Source organism: Paracoccus haematequi (assembly GCF_900631945.1).
GTDB lineage: Bacteria > Pseudomonadota > Alphaproteobacteria > Rhodobacterales > Rhodobacteraceae > Paracoccus > Paracoccus haematequi_A.
The window spans coordinates 93,611-113,054 of the sequence record NZ_UZWE01000029.1; the positions used below are offsets into that span (position 1 = coordinate 93,611).

General features: G+C 67.4%; 17 protein-coding genes. 13 read left to right on the forward strand and 4 right to left on the reverse strand.

Features of this window, described 5'->3' with window-relative positions:
• Nucleotides 1-8: 8 nt before the first annotated feature.
• The 3 genes from PARHAE_RS09125 to PARHAE_RS09135 form a co-directional block, all read right to left on the reverse strand.
• The gene (locus tag PARHAE_RS09125; protein ID WP_206436908.1) at nucleotides 9-1,322 is read right to left on the reverse strand and encodes a PQQ-dependent sugar dehydrogenase; all 1,314 of its coding nucleotides are present in this window, start codon (nucleotides 1,320-1,322) and stop codon (nucleotides 9-11) included.
• On the reverse strand, nucleotides 1,319-1,762 hold the full coding sequence (locus PARHAE_RS09130) for a DUF2231 domain-containing protein (protein ID WP_126154307.1): 444 nt from the start codon (nucleotides 1,760-1,762) through the stop codon (nucleotides 1,319-1,321). Before PARHAE_RS09130 ends, PARHAE_RS09125 begins: the two co-directional genes overlap by 4 nt.
• Nucleotides 1,763-1,904: 142 nt before the next feature.
• Entirely contained in the window at nucleotides 1,905-3,116 is a 1,212-nt protein-coding gene (locus tag PARHAE_RS09135; protein ID WP_126154308.1) for a replication initiation protein, read from the reverse strand.
• A 524-nt stretch (nucleotides 3,117-3,640) separates the two neighbouring features.
• Between PARHAE_RS09135 and PARHAE_RS09140 the strand changes: the two genes are divergently transcribed.
• The 8 genes from PARHAE_RS09140 (at nucleotide 3,641) to PARHAE_RS09175 (ending at nucleotide 16,269) form a co-directional block, all read left to right on the forward strand.
• Nucleotides 3,641-5,035 (forward strand): AAA family ATPase, encoded by a 1,395-nt coding sequence (locus PARHAE_RS09140; protein ID WP_126154309.1) that lies wholly within the window; start codon nucleotides 3,641-3,643, stop codon nucleotides 5,033-5,035.
• Entirely contained in the window at nucleotides 5,028-6,140 is a 1,113-nt protein-coding gene (locus PARHAE_RS09145) for a ParB/RepB/Spo0J family partition protein (protein WP_126154310.1), read from the forward strand. The genes PARHAE_RS09140 and PARHAE_RS09145 overlap by 8 nt, the downstream gene beginning before the upstream one ends.
• A 136-nt stretch (nucleotides 6,141-6,276) precedes the next feature.
• The gene (locus tag PARHAE_RS09150; RefSeq protein ID WP_206436909.1) at nucleotides 6,277-9,348 is read left to right on the forward strand and encodes a response regulator; all 3,072 of its coding nucleotides are present in this window, start codon (nucleotides 6,277-6,279) and stop codon (nucleotides 9,346-9,348) included.
• Nucleotides 9,345-10,205, forward strand: coding sequence for a CheR family methyltransferase (locus PARHAE_RS09155; protein WP_126154311.1), 861 nt, complete (start codon nucleotides 9,345-9,347; stop codon nucleotides 10,203-10,205). Before PARHAE_RS09150 ends, PARHAE_RS09155 begins: the two co-directional genes overlap by 4 nt.
• On the forward strand, nucleotides 10,198-12,021 hold the full coding sequence (locus PARHAE_RS21885; RefSeq protein ID WP_164555194.1) for a response regulator: 1,824 nt from the start codon (nucleotides 10,198-10,200) through the stop codon (nucleotides 12,019-12,021). The genes PARHAE_RS09155 and PARHAE_RS21885 overlap by 8 nt, the downstream gene beginning before the upstream one ends.
• Nucleotides 12,022-12,387: 366 nt before the next feature.
• On the forward strand, nucleotides 12,388-14,325 hold the full coding sequence (locus PARHAE_RS09165; RefSeq protein WP_126154313.1) for a potassium transporter Kup: 1,938 nt from the start codon (nucleotides 12,388-12,390) through the stop codon (nucleotides 14,323-14,325).
• A gap of 98 nt (nucleotides 14,326-14,423) precedes the next feature.
• A complete protein-coding gene (locus tag PARHAE_RS21045) occupies nucleotides 14,424-15,914 on the forward strand; it encodes a sensor histidine kinase (RefSeq protein WP_206436910.1) in 1,491 nt (496 codons plus the stop codon).
• A 4-nt stretch (nucleotides 15,915-15,918) separates the two neighbouring features.
• Nucleotides 15,919-16,269, forward strand: a complete 351-nt coding sequence (locus PARHAE_RS09175) for a response regulator (RefSeq protein WP_126154314.1) — start codon at nucleotides 15,919-15,921, stop codon at nucleotides 16,267-16,269.
• Nucleotides 16,270-16,278: 9 nt separating this feature from the next.
• Here PARHAE_RS09175 and PARHAE_RS09180 read toward each other — a convergent pair whose 3' ends face one another.
• Complete coding sequence (locus tag PARHAE_RS09180) at nucleotides 16,279-16,929, reverse strand: hypothetical protein (RefSeq protein WP_164555196.1); 651 nt, start codon at nucleotides 16,927-16,929, stop codon at nucleotides 16,279-16,281.
• A 31-nt stretch (nucleotides 16,930-16,960) separates the two neighbouring features.
• On the opposite strand from PARHAE_RS09180, the gene PARHAE_RS09185 reads away from it, so the two are divergent.
• From PARHAE_RS09185 to PARHAE_RS22095, 5 genes are all read left to right on the forward strand, one after another.
• Complete coding sequence (locus tag PARHAE_RS09185) at nucleotides 16,961-17,617, forward strand: DUF805 domain-containing protein (RefSeq protein ID WP_164555197.1); 657 nt, start codon at nucleotides 16,961-16,963, stop codon at nucleotides 17,615-17,617.
• A 222-nt stretch (nucleotides 17,618-17,839) separates the two neighbouring features.
• Nucleotides 17,840-17,965 carry an ATP-binding cassette domain-containing protein gene (locus tag PARHAE_RS21890; RefSeq protein ID WP_277600662.1) on the forward strand — a complete coding sequence of 42 codons (126 nt, stop codon included), beginning with the start codon at nucleotides 17,840-17,842 and terminating at the stop codon, nucleotides 17,963-17,965.
• On the forward strand, nucleotides 17,925-18,179 hold the full coding sequence (locus tag PARHAE_RS21370) for a hypothetical protein (RefSeq protein ID WP_206436911.1): 255 nt from the start codon (nucleotides 17,925-17,927) through the stop codon (nucleotides 18,177-18,179). Before PARHAE_RS21890 ends, PARHAE_RS21370 begins: the two co-directional genes overlap by 41 nt.
• On the forward strand, nucleotides 18,176-18,430 hold the full coding sequence (locus PARHAE_RS21375) for a hypothetical protein (protein ID WP_206436912.1): 255 nt from the start codon (nucleotides 18,176-18,178) through the stop codon (nucleotides 18,428-18,430). The genes PARHAE_RS21370 and PARHAE_RS21375 overlap by 4 nt, the downstream gene beginning before the upstream one ends.
• Nucleotides 18,427-19,233, forward strand: a complete 807-nt coding sequence (locus tag PARHAE_RS22095; protein WP_126154317.1) for a CatB-related O-acetyltransferase — start codon at nucleotides 18,427-18,429, stop codon at nucleotides 19,231-19,233. Before PARHAE_RS21375 ends, PARHAE_RS22095 begins: the two co-directional genes overlap by 4 nt.
• Nucleotides 19,234-19,444: the final 211 nt, after the last annotated feature.

Here is a 19,444-nt window from a genome sequence, read left to right on the forward strand (position 1 = left end):
CCTGCCTCCTATGGCTGATCCGGCGCGATCCGCCAGAGGGTGTTCGACAGGTCGTCCGCCACGATCAGCGCGCCGCGCGGATCGACCGTCACGCCCACCGGCCGGCCCCGCGTGGTGTCCGCGTCCAGCAGGAAGCCGGTGACGAAATCGACCGGATCGCCCGCCGGCCGGCCGTCCCGGAACGGCACGAACACCACCTTGTAGCCGACCGGCCAGTCGCGGTTCCAGCTGCCGTGCATCCCCACGAAGACGCCCTCGGCGAAGTCCGCGCCCATCGCCGGGTCCGAGAAATCCACCCCAAGCGCCGCCACATGCGCGCCCAGGGCGTAATCCGGCACGATGGCCGAGGCGACCTTGCCCGGATCCTGCGGCTGGGCGCGGCTGTCGACATTCTGCCCCCAATAGCTGTAGGGCCAGCCGTAGAAGCCGCCCTCCTGCACGGCGGTCAGATAATCGGGCACCAGATCCGGGCCGATCTCGTCGCGTTCGTTGACCACGGCCCACAACTGGCCGCTGTCCGGCTGGATGGTCAGCGCGGTCGGGTTGCGCAGGCCTGTGGCATAGGGACGATGCGCGCCGGTCTGGGCGTCGATCTGCCAGATCATCGCCCGGTCCTCCTCGGCCTCCAGGCCGCGTTCGGTGATGTTGCTGTTCGACCCGATCCCCACATACAGGAACCGCCCGTCGGCACTGGCCGTCATCGCCTTGGTCCAGTGGTGGTTGATGACCGCAGGCAGTTCCGCCAGCGTCACCGGCGGGCCGCTGGCCTGGATCTGGCCGTCGGTATAGTCGAAGCGGACCACCGCGTCCTGGTTCGCGACATAGATGAAGCTGCCGATCTGCGCCAAACCATAGGGCGAATTCAGCCCGTCCGCGAATACCCCCTGCGTCTCATAGACCCCGTCGCCATCCGCATCGCGCAGCAGCGTCAGCCGGTCGCCGCCCGCCACCGGGCTTTTGCCCAGCGACTTGATGAAGCCCGCGATCATGTCCTTGGGACGCAGCGCGGGTGCGCCCTGGCCCTTGCCCTCGGCCACCAGAATGTCGCCGTTGGGCAGCACCAGCGTCTGGCGCGGGATCGCCAGATCGGTGGCGATGGCGGTGACGGAATAGCCCTCGGGCACGGTCGGCAGGTCGTCGCCCCAGCCCGCCGGGCGCGGGATCACCATGTCGGGCAGCAGCCCGCGCCGGGGTTCCGGAAGCACCGGATCGGCCCCGGTGACGGGCGAGGTGCCTTCGGGCGCCTGGCCCAGGGCGCCCAGCGGCAGGCCGAAAGGCAGGACGACAAGAACGGCGGTCGTCAGGACGCGGCGCATGGTCATGTCCAGCCCCCCGTCCCGTCCGCCCGGCGGACGCCGCCGAAGCCCAACCAGGACGCCGCAAGCGCCAGGATCGCCGCAAGCGCCGACAGCCACAGCCCCTCGGGCATCACGGCAAAGGCGTCCTTGGCATGGACCAGGGCATTCACCAGCCCCGCCGCCCACATCGCCAGCACCAGCACGAAATAGACGACCGGCCGCCGGTTGCCCCGCGCCCGGCGGCGGAACAGCCCGATCAGCGCCCACAGCAGCACGAAGGCGCCGACCAGCAGACCCCCGGCATTCAGCCATTGCGCGAAATTCGCCCATTGGATCTGGAAGCTGCGGGCATAGGCGATGTCGCTGGCCAGCGTTCCCAGAAACAGCGGAAAGGGAAAGGACAGCAGGATGGCGTGAAGCGGATGAATCGGCCTCAGGGGCACGGGGGCGGACAGGGCGACCACGGCGTTTTCCTTTTCTGCGGGCAGGCTTAAGGGTGAACGCAACTGGCGCGGGCAGGGTTTCGCGGAAACCGACGCCATCGCCCGATGGCGAAGGGCATCGCCACGCGATGTCCGTCCCGAACCGCCCGGTCAGCGCCCCCCCTTACTCCGCCCCCGCCATCGTGCCGGGCGCGATCTCCTCCCAGAATTCGGCGATGCGGGCGGCGTTCAGGGGCGACATCCAGCCATGGCGCTCGAAATCCTCGCGCAGCCGGGCATCGGGAAGCTGGCTGGAAAACAGCCGCTTGTCGGCGTCGCGCTGCGTGGGCGTGCGGGCCTTCACCGCCTCCAGGATCCGGCGCAGCCGTTCGGCCCGAGGCGATGCGGACGGCACGGCCGACGCCACCGGCTGCGCCGGGGCCAAAGCCCCCTGCCCCGCCGGTGCGGCCGCCGCCGAACCGTCAAGCGCCGCCGTCAGATAGCCGATCTTGCTGCGCACGCCGTCCTTGCTTTCGACATAGGCCAGCTTGGCCAGCACCTGTTCCTCGCCATGCAGGTTCAGCCATTGCCGCGCCAGCCGGTCGCTGACGCCAAGCGCGCGCAGCCGGGCATAGACGGGGCCGTGCCGCGCCCCCGCCCCGTCGTCCAGATCCAGGATCGCCAGCTGCGGATTCTCGGCGATCAGAAACCGGATGTCGGTGACGGCCCGGCCCGCCTTGCGCACCTCGGGCGTCACGACGATGTTGCTGGTCTTGTTCACCTCGGCCACGGCGGGCTTGATGATCTTGGCGTTCAGGTGCTTGAACGTCTCGTAATAGGCGGATCCGTCCACCCCCATCAGGCGGCGGAACAGGTCGATGGGCCACCAGCCCGTCGATCCGGTCCTGACGAAGCGATAGCAGTTCTCGTAAAGCGCAAGCGCATGCCCCGAGGTGAAGCGCCGCTGGATGTTCAGGTTGATCAGCGCGAAGACCTTGGGATCGTGCAGCTTTTCCGCCAGGGCCGGGGAATAGGCGTATTCGCACACGCCGCCGCGCAGCCGGGCAAAGGACAACAGGCTGGACACCCCCCATTCCTGCTGGCCCTTTTCGTCCAGCATGTCCCATTCCGCCACCGTTTCCGCCAGCCCCCGCAGCGACTGCTTCAGCGTGTCCATGTCGTTCGAATTGTAACCGATCATCAGGCACAGGGTGCGCGCGTCGATCTGGTGACGGGTGCTGGTGATCAGCGTGTCATAGGCATTGAGCAGCAGCACGTTCGACAGCTTGCGCTGCAACAGCGTCAGCTTGCCCGACACATGGATCGCCGCCACATGCTTCTTGACCGCGCCCCGGCGCAACGCGCCTGCCAGTTGATCGCGGGGAATATCCTGCATGGGCCGGTCCGGTCTGCCGTTGGAGTGTCGCCCGTCATCATGGCAACAAAGGTGCCTGCTGGCAATCCTGACACGGGCACCCGAACCGTTGCGAAATGCCGCGAAGCAACGTCCCGGAAACGGGTGCCTTACGGCATCGCCGGCCGCCAAAGGCACCCTTTTACAGGACGGCCCAGGGCGATCCGGCCCACAAAAGCCCGCATTATGGGGGTCGGAAGCCAAATAACGGCCGTTCCCGCGAATCGGTGCTTCCAATCCCGGAATCGGGCACCCATCATCCTGTTTCCGGGTTCCTTTCGTCCCGGAAACGGGTGCCCTTCGTGGCGTATCCATTTGATATGATTTGAATAATCGTCCTTAAAGATCTTAAAGAGAATCATAGATCCTTAAATCGCTGGCGCCTTTTTCCTCAAGAAAGCAGGGGTTTCGCGGCGAAACTTGGCCTGCTGCGGCAACTTTCGGCTTTCCATGTGCGCAACTTTGCGAAAATACTGCGAACAGCAGCACATCCCTGGATTGGTGACATGTCCACTGGCAAAGACCCCCTACCCCCCTATTTCAACATCGACCCAGCCAAAGCCGCGCGGCGGCTGTCCGATCCTATCGACACCGCCCGATTCGCCAAAGCCGCCGCCTTCGCCGCCCGCGGCCGTCAGGATCTGGCCGAACGCGGCTATGCCCCCGACGGCCACAAGCGTCTGCGCCGCTTTTCCACATGGGAGGTCTGCCGCTATCTGATCCCCGTCGCGCCGGCCCATTTCCGCCGGGTGCTGCGCAAGTTCCCTGACCTGCCCCAAGGCACCGGAGAGGGCAATTCGAAATGGTTCAGCCTGGACGACGTGCTGCGCCTGCGCGACCATTTCGCGGCCGAGGGCGCGGCGGGCCGCGAATACCGCCCCTGGCGCCCAGAAGGGCTGCCCGCGAAGACCATCGCGGTGGCGAATTTCAAGGGCGGCGTCGGCAAGACCTCGACCGCGGCGCATCTGGCGATGTCGGCGGCGCTTGACGGCTACAAGGTGCTGGTCATCGACCTGGACAGCCAGGGCAGCATGACCTCGATCATGGGGGGCAAGGTCGGCGATGAATGGTCGACCGCCTTCCCGCTGCTGGCCAAGGACTATGCCCTGGCGCTTCAGGATGAAAACCGCGTGCGCGAGGCGGCGGGCCAGCCCCCCCTGCCCTTCGACGAGACCCTGACCGAGGCGCTGACCATCACCGCCCGCGACGTGATCCAGCCCACGCACTGGCCGAACATCGACCTGCTGGGGGCGCAGCTGAACCTCTATTGGGCCGAATTCCAGGTTCCCGTCTGGCGGATGGGCCTGCGCGGCTGGCCGCTGTGGGACGCGCTTGGCAATGCGCTGACCAAGGACGGGATCGTCAACGATTACGACATCATCATTCTGGATACGCCCCCCGCGCTTGGCTATCTGACGATCAACGCGCTTGCCGCCGCCGACATCCTGCTGGTGCCGCTGGGGGCATCCTTCCTGGAGTTCGATTCGACAGGCCGCTTCTTCGACATGCTCTATTCGACCTTCGCCAGCGTCGAGGACGGAGAGAACGCCGCCCGCCGCCGCGAGGGCCTGCCCGAGATGCGCTTCGAATGGGATGCGGTGCGGGCGATCATCACCCGCTTCGACGCCGCCCAGCAGACCGACCTGGCCAATGTCATCCAGGCCTATTTCGGGGATTTCATGACCACCTTCCGCCAGGAAGTCACCGCCATGATCGGCCAGGCGGGCGAACAGGTGAACGGCATCTACGAGGCCGATTACCGCGAATTCAACCGCGACACCTATGTCCGGGGGCGCGAGACCTTTGACCGCACCTGGGCCGAGGTCAAGGAACTGATCCTGGGGGCCTGGTGGCGCGATCTTCAGATGGAGCAGGCAGAGCAGGAGAAAGCCCATGGTTAAGCGCAGGCGGCTGGAAACCCCCAGCACCGACGACCTGTCCAGGATCGAGGCCGAGTTTCGCCGCGAAACCCATGGCCGCCCCTCGGTCGGGCCGGGGATCGCGCCCATCGCCCAGGTCGCGGCGGACACTGCGGCGCAGGGATCGCTGGAACCGGCCGATGCGCGGGCCGAACGGGCCCGCGACCGGGCGGATGCCGAGCGGTTGCGCCGCGCCGAAGGGCAGGGGCTGCTGATCGCCGAACTGCCGCTGGAGCAGATCGACGAGGGCGCCATGATTCGCGACCGCATGGTCATGGACGAGGCCGAGATGACCGAGCTGCGGCTGTCCATCGCCGCCAACGGGCTGCGCCTGCCGATTGAGGTGTTCGAGATGGAGAGGCCGGCCGGGCAGGGCGCGCGCTATGGCCTGCTGTCGGGTTATCGCCGCCTGCACGCGATGCGGGCGCTGCACGCGCTGACGGGATCCGAGGCCCATGCCCGGATCCGCGCCCTGATCCGCCCCCGCACCCAGTCCGACGCCGCCTTCGTCGCCATGGTCGAGGAGAACGAGGTCCGCGAGGAACTGAGCCATTTCGAACGCGGGCGCATCGCCGTGATCGCCGCCAATCAGGGGGCCTTCGCCAATGTCGAGGACGCGGTGAACCGGCTGTTCGCCACCGGATCCAAGGCCAAGCGGTCCAAGGTGCGGTCCTTTGCCCTGATCTTCGAGGAGTTGGGCGACATGCTGCAATTTCCCGAGGCGCTGACCGAAAAGCGCGGCCTGCGGCTGGCGACGGCCCTGCGCGACGGGGCCGAGGCGCGATTGCGCCAGGCCCTGTCCTCGGCCAGCCCCGAGGATGCCGAGGCGGAATGGCAGCTGCTGGAGCCGGTGATCGCCCGGTCGGAATCCGCCCCCCGCAGCCCGGCCAGGGGCGGGCGGCCGCGCAGCCAGGCGCCGGTGCAATACGGCTGGATCGACGGCCAGACGCTGCGCACCACCAGCGGGATCACCATCCGCCGCGCCCGCGACGGCAAGGCCCATGTGTTGCGCCTGGAGGGAGGGGCGATCGACGACGACCTGATGGACAGCCTGATGGCCGAGATCCGCGCCCTGCTGGACCGATGAGGTTTCGCCGCGAAACCCCATAAATGACGTAACGTCAACTTCGACGCGGCGCGGGAACCGCCGCGTCGGGGCGGGCGTTCGGAAATGGCCGCCGGCGGCCAGAACCGCGTGGAAATACCGGGCCAGGGACAAAACAGTGAACAAGAACAAAGAGTTGGCGATCCTTTCGCTGATCGTCGCGATGATTTGCGCGATCTTCGTGATGGATCTGTATGTGCCGTTGGGCACGGCGGTCTGGCTGATCTATATCATCCCGCTGGCGCTGTCCTTTACGGTCAGCCGGTCCTGGGCGCCCGTCGCGGTCGCGCTGACCGCCTGTCTGGCGATGGCCGGGGGATTCCTGCTGGACGGCCACGCCGGGATCGACCCGCGCGTCGCGGCGCTGAACCGCACCCTGGCAAGCGTCGTCTATCTGGTCCTGGGCAATATGGGCCGGATGCTGATCCGCAACAGGGGGATCCTGGCGCGCGAAGCCTGGGCCCGCCAGGGCGAGGTCGAGGTGTCGCAGGCCGTCCAGGGCGATCCGTCGGCCGAGGAACTGGGGCAACGGGTGCTGGCGGTGCTGGCCGAGCGGGCAGGGGCGCGGGCCGCGGTCGCCTATGATGCCCATGCGGGCGGGCTGCGGCGGCTGGCCGCCTGGGGGGTGGATGACGCGGGCCTGCCCGGCCCCGACCGGACCGCCCCCGGCGGGCATCTGGCGCGCAGCCTGGCCGAAAGCCGCGTGGTGCATCTGGACCTGGCCCCCGACCAGGCGCTTGGCTGGGGGTCGGGGCTGTCGCGCGGGCGCGCCGCCCATGTGGTGATCGTCCCGCTGCGCGAGGGAAACCGGACCGAGGGGCTGCTGGAATTCGGCTTCGACGGCCCGCCCCCGGCGCGGGTGGGCGATCTGCTGGACCGGGTGGGCGAACGCCTGGCCCTGGCGATCCGGTCGGTCCATGACCGCCACCGCCTGGAGGAACTGCTGGAGGAGACCCGCCACCAGGCCGAGGAACTGCGCAGCCATGCCGAGGAACTGGCCGCGACCAACGAGGAGCTTGAGGAACAGAGCCGCGCCTTGCAGGACAGCCAGCGCAAGCTGGAACAGCAGCAGGCCGAACTGGAACAGCAGAACAACCAGCTTGAGATCCAGACCCGCGCGCTCGAGGATCAGCGCGACGCCCTGGCCCGGTCGCGCCGCGACCTGGAGAGCAAGACGGTCGAACTGGCGCGCGAAAGCCGCTATAAGTCGGAATTCGTGGCCAACATGTCCCACGAATTGCGCACGCCGCTGAACGCGCTGCTGATCATGTCGCGGCTTCTGGCGGAAAACCGCAGCCGCACCCTGACCGACGAACAGGTCCGCTGGGCCGAGACCATCGAAAGCTCGGGCAAGGATCTGCTGGTGCTGATCAACGACATCCTGGATCTGTCCAAGATCGAGGCGGGCAAGATGGAGATCGCCGCCGACACGGTGGAACCCGGCACCGTCGCGCGCAAGCTGGTGCGCGCCTTCGAGGAGCAGGCCCGGTCCAAGGGGCTGGAACTGGGCTTCGAACTGGCCCCCGGCCTGAGCGCGATCCAGACCGACCGGGCGCGGCTGGAACAGGTGCTGCGCAACTTCCTGTCGAACGCGCTGAAATTCACCGAGCGGGGCCGGATCACGCTGCGCATCGCGCCCGCCCAGGGCGGCATCGCCTTTTCGGTCAGCGACACCGGCATCGGCATCGATCCCGACCAGCAGGACGCCGTGTTCGAGGCGTTCCGCCAGGCGGACGGCACCATCTCTCGCCGGTTCGGCGGCACCGGGCTGGGGCTGTCGATTTCCCGCGAGCTGGCGGATCTGCTGGGCGGCCGGATCACGCTGGAAAGCCGGAAGGGCAGGGGCAGCACCTTCACGCTGATCCTGCCCGACGGCCCGCAGGCGCAGGCGGCACCGGCGCCGTTGCGCGCGCCCGACATGGCGCCCGCCCCGGTCGCCGAGGACGCGGTCCTGGGCGCGCTGCCGGGCTTGTCGGACGACCGCGACCGGATCGAGCCGGGCGACCGGGTGATGCTGGTGGTCGAGGACGACGCGGCCTTCGCGGCCGTGCTGCTGGATCTGGCGCACGAACTGGGCTTCCGCTGCGTCTGCGTGGATCGGGCCGACGACGCGGTGCGGGCGGCGCGACGATTCCTGCCCCATGCGATCGTGCTGGACATCCGCCTGCCCGACCATTCGGGCCTGTCCGCGCTGGACCGGCTGAAACGCGACACGGCGACGCGGCACATCCCGGTGCATGTGATCTCGGCCGAGGATTACATGCACGAGGCGATGGCCCAGGGGGCGATCAGCTATATGCTGAAGCCGGTGGCGCGCGATCAGCTGGAAACCGCGATCCGCAGCCTGGAGCAGCGCCTGCAAGGCCGGTTGCGCCGCGTGCTGATCGTCGAGGACGATCCCGCCCAGATGGAGGGGCTGCGCGCCCTGCTGGCCAGCGACGCGGTGGAAACCGTGGGGGCGGGCACCGCCGCCGAGGCGTTCGAGATCTGCCGGACCCAGACCGTCGACTGCATCGTGCTGGACATGACGCTGCCCGACGCCTCGGGCTTCGACCTGCTGGAACGGCTGGACGCGGACGGCACGGCGGCCTTTCCGCCGGTGATCGTCTATACCGCCCGCGCCCTGTCCGAGGACGAGGAGCAGCGGCTGCGGCGGTATTCCAAGTCGATCATCATCAAGGGCGCGAAATCGCCCGAGCGGCTGGTCAGCGAGGTGACGCTGTTCCTGCATCAGGTGGTGTCGGAACTGCCCGAGAAGCAGCGCCGGATGCTGGCGGCGTCGCTGGGCCGGGACGCGCAGCTCGAGGGGCGGCGGATCCTGGTGGTCGAGGACGACATCCGCAACGTCTATGCGCTGACCGGGGTGTTCGAACCCCATGGCGCCACCGTCCAGATCGCCCGCAACGGGCGCGAGGCCCTGGAGGCCCTGGGCTGCATCGACGATGGCGGCGCGCCGCGCGTCGATCTGGTGCTGATGGACGTGATGATGCCGGAAATGGACGGGCTGACCGCCACCCGCGAGATCCGCAAGATAGACCGCTGGAAGACCCTGCCGATCATCATGCTGACCGCCAAGGCCATGGCCGAGGACCAGAACCGCTGCATCGAGGCGGGGGCGAACGACTACCTGTCCAAGCCCTTGGACGTGGACAAGCTGCTGTCGCTGACCCGCGTGTGGATGCCGCGATGACGGTCGCCCCGGTTCCCGCCGACCCCGCCGACATGGTGGAGCTGGATCTGTTCCTGGAAGCGCTGCACCGCCGCTGGCATTACGATTTCCGGTCCTATTCCCGCGCCTCGCTGGTGCGGCGGGCGGATCTTGCGCGCGAGCGGCTGGGCTGCGCCACGCTGTCGGAATTGCAGGGCCGGCTGCTGCGCGACGGCTCGATCTTGCCGGACGTGATCGACGCGATGACGGTGCAGGTCAGCGAACTGTTCCGCGACCCGCCCTATTACCTGGCGCTGCGCCGCGAGGTGGTGCCGCATCTGCGCACCTTCCCGTCGCTCAAGGTCTGGGTGGCGGGCTGCGCGGACGGAGAGGAGCTGTATTCCCTGGCGATCCTGTTCCGCGAAGAGGGGCTGTTCGACCGGACCCTGTTTTACGCCACGGAAATCAACCGCCGGGCGCTTCAACGGGCCGAGACGGGGGTCTATCCCATTGACCGCCTGCCGGTTTTTTCGCAGAACTATCAGCGCGCGGGCGGCACCGGGACGCTGGCCGACCACTATACCGCCGCCTATGGGCGGGTGGCCTTCGACCGGGCGCTGCGGGACCGCACGGTCTTTACCGAACACAACCTGGCCACCGACCAGGTCTTTTCCGAGGTGCATCTGGTGTCCTGCCGCAACGTCCTGATCTATTTCGACAGCCCGTTGCAGGACCGCGCCCTGGGGCTGTTCGCCCAGGCCCTGACGCGCGGCGGCTTCCTGGGCCTGGGGTCGCACGAGACCCTGCGCTTTTCGCCCCATGCCCGCCACTTCGCCGCCTTCGACGAACCCGATCGGATCTGGCGGCGCAGGGCCAGCCAGGAAGACGCCCATGCCTGACAGACCCATCCGGTTCCTGATCGTCGACGACATCGCCGAAAACATCCTGGCGCTTGACGCGCTGCTGCGCCGCGACGGGCTGGAGGTCGACCACGCCCATTCCGCGACCCAGGCGCTGGAACTGATGCTGGTCCACGACTATGCCCTGGCGCTGCTGGACGTGCATATGCCGGGAACCGACGGCTACGAACTGGCCGAACTGATGCGGTCCACGGAACGCACGCGCGGCGTGCCGATCATCTTCGTCACCGCCGCCGACCGCGACGAGGCGCGCCGGTTCCGGGGATACGAGGCGGGGGCGGTCGATTACATCGTCAAGCCGATCGACCCTGTGGTGCTGAAATCCAAGGCCGAGGTGTTCTTCCGCATCGGCCGCCAGGCCCGCGACCTGCAACGCCAGCACGACGAGATGCAGCGCATCGCCCATGACCGCGACCGCGCGGCCAGCATGCTGCGCGCGCATACCGACAATTCGCCGCTGGCCTTCGTGACGCTGGACCAGGATCTGGTCATCCGCGACTGGTCCAAGGGCGCCGAACGGATGTTCGGGCGCGCGGCCGAAGACCTGCTGGAACGGGCCGCCGCCGACACCGGCTGGCTGGACGAGGCGGGGGCGGCGACCCTGGCGGGCTGGCTGGCCCCCGGCGACAGCGCGCCGCGCCATTCGACGGAAATGGTCCTGGGCCATGCCGAGCGCGGCCCGATCCCCTGCGAGATCTATGGCTCGATCCTGGCGGGGTCCAGGCAGCGCACCCTGTCCTTGCAGATCCTGGACATCACCGAGCGCAAGCGCGCCGAGGAAGTGCGGTCGCTTCTGGTGGGCGAGCTGAATCACCGCATCAAAAACACCCTGGCCAATGTCCAGGCCATCGCCCGGCAGGGCCTGCGCCGGTCGGCGGATCTGGCGGATTTCGAACAGGGCTTCGTCGGCCGTCTTCAGGCCCTGTCGCGCGCCCATTCGATCCTGTCGGATTCCACCTGGGCCAGTGCGCCGCTGGATCAGTTGATCGACGACCAGATCCGGGTGGGCACGCTGGATGCCGACCGGCTGCGCCGCAGCGGCCCGCCGGTGGAACTGACCCCCGACACGATGCTGCGCATGGCGCTGACGCTGCACGAACTGGCGACCAATGCCGTCAAATACGGCGCGCTGTCGGTGCCCGGCGGCATGGTGCATCTGGACTGGGTGGGGCAGGGCAGGGGCATCGTGCTGACCTGGCGCGAGACCGGCGGCCCCGCCGTCATCCCGCCCGGCCATGGCGGCTTCGGGTCGGATCTGATCGCGGCCGTCGCTGGGGGCGAGGATGGCGCCGTGGTGGCCGACTGGCGCCCCGAAGGCGTCGTCTGGACCATCCGCCTGACCGAAGGGGTCACGCCGCTGGACGGCGCCGCCCCGTCCGCGCCCGACGGCCCCGACCCTGCGGCGGGGCCGGATGCGGTCCTGCGCGGCCAGTCGGTGCTGGTGGTCGAGGACGAACCGCTGGTCGCCCTGGACATCCAGGCGGAACTGGAACTGGCCGGGGCGGGCCGGGTGCGGATCGTCCGCAGCGTCGATGCCGCGCTGTCCGCCCTGGCCGAGGACCGCTTCGACCTGGCGCTGCTGGACGGCAATCTCAAGGGCCAGCCGGTCGATGCGGTGGCCTTGGGCCTGCGCCGGGGGGCGGTGCCGTTCTGTTTCGTGTCGGGCTATGGCCGCGAACATCTGCCCCAGGGGTTCGATGACGCGCCGCTGATCCAGAAGCCCTTTCCCCCGGCCTCGCTGTCGCAGACCCTGGCGCAGCTTCTGCACCCGCCCAGCCCCCGCGCCGCCGAATAGGGCGCGGGCCGGGGTTGTCCGGGTCAGCTTTGAAGGGTTCACGCGGGACCGCGCATCTCAGCCCTGGAATCAGAGCACCCCCGTTGATGTGGGCCGGACCATGGCCCCTGGGGCGGCGGCTGTCAACGCCCCGGATCGGCGGTCAGGAAATCGCGCCGGGCGGCGGTGAAGGGCGGCGGATCGGGACAGGGAAGCCGAAAATCCGGGCTGGCCGGAGGCGAACAACATCCCCTGGCAGGCGTGACGGCAAGTCGATCAACCATAGGTAGAGGCGCAGCGGATTTGCGGAACCGCCCGGTAAATTTGTCTTGAAGCGTGTGAACGGCAAGGCCATATCTCCGCGGATGCCGCAGCCGGAGTGCCTGAATGGCCAGCGAAGAAGCCGCCGCCACCCCCCCTGCGGCCGGGATCGCGCCCCCCCACCATCATCATGACCCGTCCCGGCTGACGCCCGCGCTTGTGCTGGCCTGCCTGGGGGTGGTCTATGGCGACATCGGCACCTCGCCGCTGTATGCGCTGCGGGAATCGCTGGTCCATGCCCACGAGGAAGGGCTGCCCGAGACATCCGTCATCGGCATCGTGTCGCTGCTGTTCTGGACAGTGGTGCTGATCGTGACGGTGAAATACGTCATCCTGATCCTGCGCGCGGACAACAACGGCGAAGGCGGCACCCTGTCGCTGGTCGCCAAGGCGCAGGGCGCGCTGAAGGTCGGCCCGCGCGCCCGGCGGCGGCGCCTGCTGATGCTGCTGGGGATCGTCGGCGTGTCGCTGTTCTTCGGAGACAGCATGATCACGCCCGCCATCTCGGTCCTGTCGGCGGTCGAGGGGCTGACCCTGGTCCAGCCGGATTTCGAACCCTGGGTGGTGCCGGTCACGCTGGGCATCGTCACCGCGCTGTTCTGGGTGCAGCGCGGCGGCACGGACCGGATCGCCCGGCTGTTCGGGCCGGTGATGCTGGTGTGGTTTTCCACCATGGCGATCCTGGGAATCGGCCATATCGCCGACGACGCGCGCATCCTCCAGGCGCTGAACCCGCTGCGCGCCCTGGGGTTTCTGACCCATTACGGCATCGCCGCGATGCCGGTCCTGGGGTCGGTCTTCCTGGCCGTGACCGGGGCCGAGGCGCTGTATGCCGACATGGGCCATTTCGGCCGCAGCGCCATCCGCACGGCCTGGAGCGTGCTGGTCTTTCCGGCCCTGGCGCTGTCCTATCTGGGGCAGGGGGCGATGGTGCTGGCCCATCCCGAAACCGTGTCGAACCCGTTTTTCCTGATGGCCCCCGACTGGTTCCTGGCGCCGCTGGTGATCCTGGCCACGGCGGCCACGGTGATCGCCTCGCAGGCGGTGATCTCGGGCGCGTTCTCGGTCGCGGCGCAGGCGGTGCAGATGGGCCTGCTGCCGCGGCTGCACATCATCTATACCTCGGACACGCAGGCCGGGCAGATCTATCTGCCCAAGGTCAACGCGATCCTGCTGCTGGGCGTGGTGTCGCTGGTGCTGGCCTTCGGATCCTCGGCCCGGCTGGCAAGCGCCTATGGCATCGCGGTGACGGGGGACATGGTGATCACCTCGGCCCTGGCGGTGATCGTGTTCCGCTGGGCCTGGGGCTGGGGCTGGCCGCTGATCGCCCTGGTCATGGTGCCGGTGCTGACGATCGAGCTGATCTTCTTTTCGGCCAACCTGATGAAGCTTCTGGACGGCGGCTATATCCCGCTGGTCTTCGCCGCCTGCGCCATCGCCCTGATGGTGATCTGGGTCGAGGGGATGCGCCGCTTGCAGGACAAGCTGGCGGAAGAAAGCATCAGCCTGGATCTGCTGGCCGGAAAGCTGGCGAAATCGCCCCCGGTGATCGTGCCGGGCACGGCGGTGTTCCTGACCGCCGATCCGATGGTCGCGCCCCCCGCGCTGCTGCACAACCTCAAGCACAACCGCGTGCTGCATGAGCGGAACTTCATCGTGAAGGTCGAAAGCGCCACCACCCCGCGCGTGCCGAACGACGCCCGGCTGCGTCTGGAAAGCGTCGCGCCCGGATTCTGGCGGGCCTGGCTGGCCTTCGGCTACATGGAACAGCCGAACGTCCCCCGCGCCCTGGCCGAGGCCAAGCGCGAGGGCCAGAAATTCGACATCATGTCCACGTCTTTCTTCCTGAACCGGCGGACGCTGCGGTCGGGCCGGGGCACCCTGATGCCCCACTGGATGAGCCGGATCTTCGTGCGCCTGTACCGATCCGCCGCCGAACCGACGAACTATTACCGCCTGCCCTCGAACCGGGTGATCGAACTGGGCCAGCAGAAGAACATCTGACGGGCGGGGACCGGGGCGCGTGTCCCGCAAGCGGGTGCCTTGACGGCGCGGCCCGTTTCACGGCTATTGCCAGGATGTTGCAGCCGCCCATGGACCTCATGACGCCCCCCGTTCCCGCCGACGATCCCTTTGCCTTCCTGGGCCATACCGGACCCGCCGCCCGGCTTGTCCGCGACTTCGACTGGGGGCGGACCCCGTTGGGCCGGGTCGAGACATGGCCGCAATCGCTGAAGACCGCGACGGCGCTGCTGATCCAGTCCCCGGTTCCCATCGTCATGCTGTGGGGCGAGGAAGGCGTGATGATCTATAACGACGCCTATTCCGTCTTTGCCGGGCACCGGCATCCGGCGCTGTTCGGGTCGAATGTCCGCGAAGGCTGGCCCGAGGTCGCGGATTTCAGCGACAACGTCATGAAGGTCGGCCTGGCGGGCGGCACCCTGGCCTATCAGGACCAGGAACTGACGCTGCATCGCAAGGGCTATCCGGAACAGGTCTGGATGAACCTGGACTATTCGCCGGTGCTTGACGAAAGCGGCAAGCCCGCCGGCGTGATCGCCATCGTGATCGAGACGACCGACCGCGTTCTGGCCGAACGCCGCAACCGGGCCGAGTTTCAGCGCCTGCAAGCCCTGTTTTCCCAGGCGCCGACCTTCATGACCATGGTCAGCGGTCCCGAGCACGTCTTCACCCTGGTCAACCCGGAATACCGCAAGCTGATCGGCGGGCGCGACGTGATCGGCCTGGCTGTCCGCGACGCCCTGCCCGAGGTCGCCGACCAGGGCTTTCTGGACCTGCTGGACCACGTCTACAGCTCGGGCGAGGCGGTAACGCGCACGGCGCAGCGCATCCTGCTGCGGTGGCGCGACCAGGGACCGCTGGAGGAACGCTTCCTGGATTTCGTCTATCAGCCGATCCGCGACGAGGACGGCACCGTCGCGCATATCTTCGTGCAGGGATCGGACGTGACCGAACGCGTCCGGGCCGAAAACCACCAGCGGCTGCTGATCAACGAACTGAACCACCGGGTCAAGAACAGCCTCGCCGCCGTGCAGTCGATCGTCACCCAGACCCTGCGCCATGCCACGACGCCGAAGGACGCGGCCCAGGCGATCACCGCGCGGATCATGGCGCTGGCGGGCGCCCACAACGTGCTGACCCGCGAGAACTGGGACGGCGCCGATCTGCGCGCCCTGGTCGAAAGCGCCATCCACCCGTTCTGCGGCCCCGGACCCGACGCCTTCCGGCTGTCCGGCCCGGACATGCGGGTCGGCCCCTATGCCGCCATCTCGATCGCCCTGGCGCTGCACGAGCTGGGCACCAACGCGGTCAAATACGGCGCCCTGTCGGTGCCCGCGGGCCGCGTGCGGATCGGCTGGTCGGTGGGCGGGGACCAGCTGTTCCGGCTGGACTGGACCGAAGCCGGGGGGCCGCCCGTGGTCGAAAGCGGCCGCCGGGGCTTCGGATCGCGGCTGATCCTGCAGGTGCTGCCCGACCAGTTGCAGGGCCAGGCCTGGATCGACTATCGGCCGGACGGGGTCGCCTTCACCCTGACCGCCTCGGTCGAGGCGGTCCGCGACGAGGCGACCTGACCCCATGGCGCGCATTCTGATCGTCGAGGACGAAGTCCTGATCGCCATGCTGCTGGAGGATATCGTGACCGACCTGGGCCATCACCCGGTCGGCCCGGCGATGCGCCTGCAACCCGCCCTTGCCGCCGCCGAGCACGAGGATTTCGATTTCGCCATCCTGGACATCAACCTGGCGGGCCAGCAGTCCTTTCCTGTGGCCGACTGCCTGCTGCGGCGCGGCATCCCCTTCATTTTCGCCAGCGGCTATGGCCAGGCGGGGCTGAACGAGGACTATGCGCGCATCCCGGTGCTGCAAAAGCCCTATGATCCCGGCCAGATCGCCCGGATGATCGAGGGATCGGCGCCGTCTGTATGACGAAGAGCGTCAGTCGCCGCTTAAAGCCTCGTTCAAGGCTTCGGTGATCCCGTTTTCGGTCCGATAGGCAAGGATCGAGTGCTGCGCGCCCTCGGCCAGTCCCGTCGTCTGCTTCTGCATCAGGGCCAGATACCGATCGCCAAGATCAGTAAAGGTTATCTTGGCAAGGATCAGAGCATCATAGCCGGACAGGGGTGCCGGCGTCCGGGAGATGACCTCGACGGTTATTTCGGGGTGTTTCAGGGTATATGCCGGGCATTTCTCCTGGTGCTTTTCCAGGGCCATCGCGGCTAGCCAGTAGTTGCTTCGCACGACCGTATCCAGAAATCCGTCCAGATCCTCGAGCGTCGGACATAGATGAAAGATCGCGTCGGACGCCGGCCTGAAACTGAGAAGATCGGTATCAGAAAACTGCGCCGTCGGAGCGGAGCCGCGATTCATCGCCCAGTGGGTCGCCACTCCGACAGCCATAACGGCGCAACCGGCGATCACACCCAGAAGGATAATTACAAGGATGCGCAGATTCTGCATTTTCAGCCCGCCATGGAAAAAGGAATCGAACCGGCATGACGATAATGATCCCACAAGCTTGAAAAAACAAATCCGGAAGCGAAAACATCCGCTTTCCATGACCGAGTTCTGCCGGTTAACTTGGGTCATCGTCACGAACCAAGGTGAGGGGAATTGTCACATGAGCGATTGGTTCATTGCGGAACCTGATGGCAACAGGCTTGGACCCCTGTCATTGGACGACATCAAGGCACGGATCGCTGCGGGCACGCTGGCACCGGAAACGCCTGTGTGGAAACAGAGAATGCCTGAATGGCAGGCGGCGAAGGATACCGAATTGGGGGCGGAATTCCTAAACGTGCCGCCGCCTGTTCCCCTAGCCATGCGGCCTGCCTTCATGCCTTCGCCCGATCCCCTGGACAAAAACTCCGCCGGAACAGGTGCCGACGCATTGCGCTTTTCCGAATTGGAAAGCTCAGGTTATGCAGCTCCGCCTCGGGGTCTCATCGATGCGGTTGCCCTCTGCCTGTCGAAATATGCGACATTTAGTGGCCGGGCGAGCCGATCAGAATACTGGTATTGGACACTGTTTTCGACTTTGTTGCAGCTTGCGATAGGTTTTCTTGAAGGCTTTTTTGCCGGTCGCGAGACTGCTTTCGGATGGATCGTGACGCTTGCTCTGTTTCTACCCGGCATTGCAGTTCAGGCGCGCCGGTTGCACGACATCGACCGCTCCGGCTGGTGGCAGTTGCTGTTGATTGTGCCCATCGTTGGGTGGATCATCCTGATCGTCTGGAACTGCAAGCGCGGCGTCGATTATTCGACCCGCTTCAGTTGAACGCCGCTTTGCGTCACGCCGCGCTTGCCAGCAGCCCGGCCACATGGTCGGGACTGGCGGGGACGATGTCGGTTGGGTTAAGGGCCTTGATCGAATAATAACCTGCCCGTCGAGGTTCCGGTCGGCCGGGCCGATCTTCTGGTCGACCGGCTCAGCTATGTCTCGCCGGGACAGGACGCGCCCTTGCTGCGCAATATCGGCTTTGCAATCGGGCCGGGGGAAATGGTCGGCGTGATCGGTCCTTCGGGGGCGGGGAAATCGACGCTGGCCCGGCTGATGGTCGGTCTTCGGGCGTCCCCGGCTTCTGGTGCTGGACGAACCCAATTCCTCGCTGGATGCCGAGGGTGAGGCCGCGCTGATCCAGGCGGTGGACCAGGCCCGCGCCTCGGGCGCCGCCGTGCTGATCGTGGCGCAGCGGATGTCGATCCTGAACAAGGCCGACCGCCTGGTCCTGCTGCGCGACGGCGCGGTGGCCCATTACGGCGACAAGGCCGAGGTGCTGGCGGCCCTCGGACCCCGCCGCCGCGCATCCGCCGTCGCAGAAAAGGCGCGCCTGTCATGACCGCGATCCCCGACGACGACACCCTGCCTGCCTATCGGCCGATGTTCCTGACGGCGCTGGCGACGATCCTGTTCCTGGTCTGCACGCTGGGCGGCTGCCGGTCGAGGTGGCGATCCAGACGGGCGAACGGCGCGCGGGCGATTACCTGCTGGAACCGATCCTGCGGCATCTGCGCAGGGCGATGCGGGATGAGTGAATTCTTAACCTTCCTAGGCGACAATCGGATCGGGAAACAGGGGGAACGAGAATGAACGAAGGCACCTTCACGCTGAAACACGCCGATCTTCCGGCGCTAGACCGGGCGGGCCTGCGCCTTCCGGGACTTCTCCAGACGGGGCGGCTTGCCGCGGGATCGCGGATCGAAGGTCCGACCTCGATCATCGCGGCGGTGTCGCAGGGGGCGTTCATCGACATCGGCGCCTTCTGCAATCTCAGCGGCGGGACGATCAACAATGTGCGCTTCGGGCGCTATTGCTCGATCGCCTCGGGGGTGATCATCGGGACGCACGAACATCCGACCGACTGGCTGACGACCTCTCGCACGGCCTATTTCCCGCAGGTGAACGGCTGGCGAGACCTTGTCGCCCCGGACCGGCAAGAGGAAATCCGCCGCGGCCTGCGCCCCTTCAAGGCAAGCTGCCCGATCATCGAGATCGGCCATGATGTCTGGATCGGCCAGGGCGCCTTCATCAAGTCGGGCGTGACGATCGGAACGGGGTCGATCATTGGTGCGCGGGCCGTCGTGCTGCGCGACGTTCCGCCCTATTCCATCGTGGTGGGAACGCCGGGCCGGGTGGTGCGCCTGCGCTTCCCCGAGGAGGTGGTCGCCCGTCTGCTGGCCCTGCAATGGTGGCGCTATTCGATTTTCGACCTGTTCTCGGCGCCGCTGGACGATATCGGCGCGGCCCTGGACCGGATCGAGGAACTGGCCGGGATTGGGCAGCTTGCGCCCTACGATGGGCCTGTCGTGACGGCGGATGCGTTGCGCGATCCGCAGGGCCTGGCCGCCGATCTTGCGGCGCGCTTCTCGCGGCCTTTGGCGCAGGCCAGCTGAATGAGGACAGCGGCGCCTGCCGGGCCGGTGGATTGGCTTGCGCCATTTCCTGCGCCCCTGGGTAAGCCTCGGTGGTGAACGGTTCGGGCGCGGATGCCGGCAGATGGGCCTGAGGCGCGTTCGCTGTGCCACGGCGGGCGGACATGACGAACCGCGCCCCCGGATGCCGGGGGGCGCATCAATTGGATCTCGAGGATTCCGGCATGTCGCG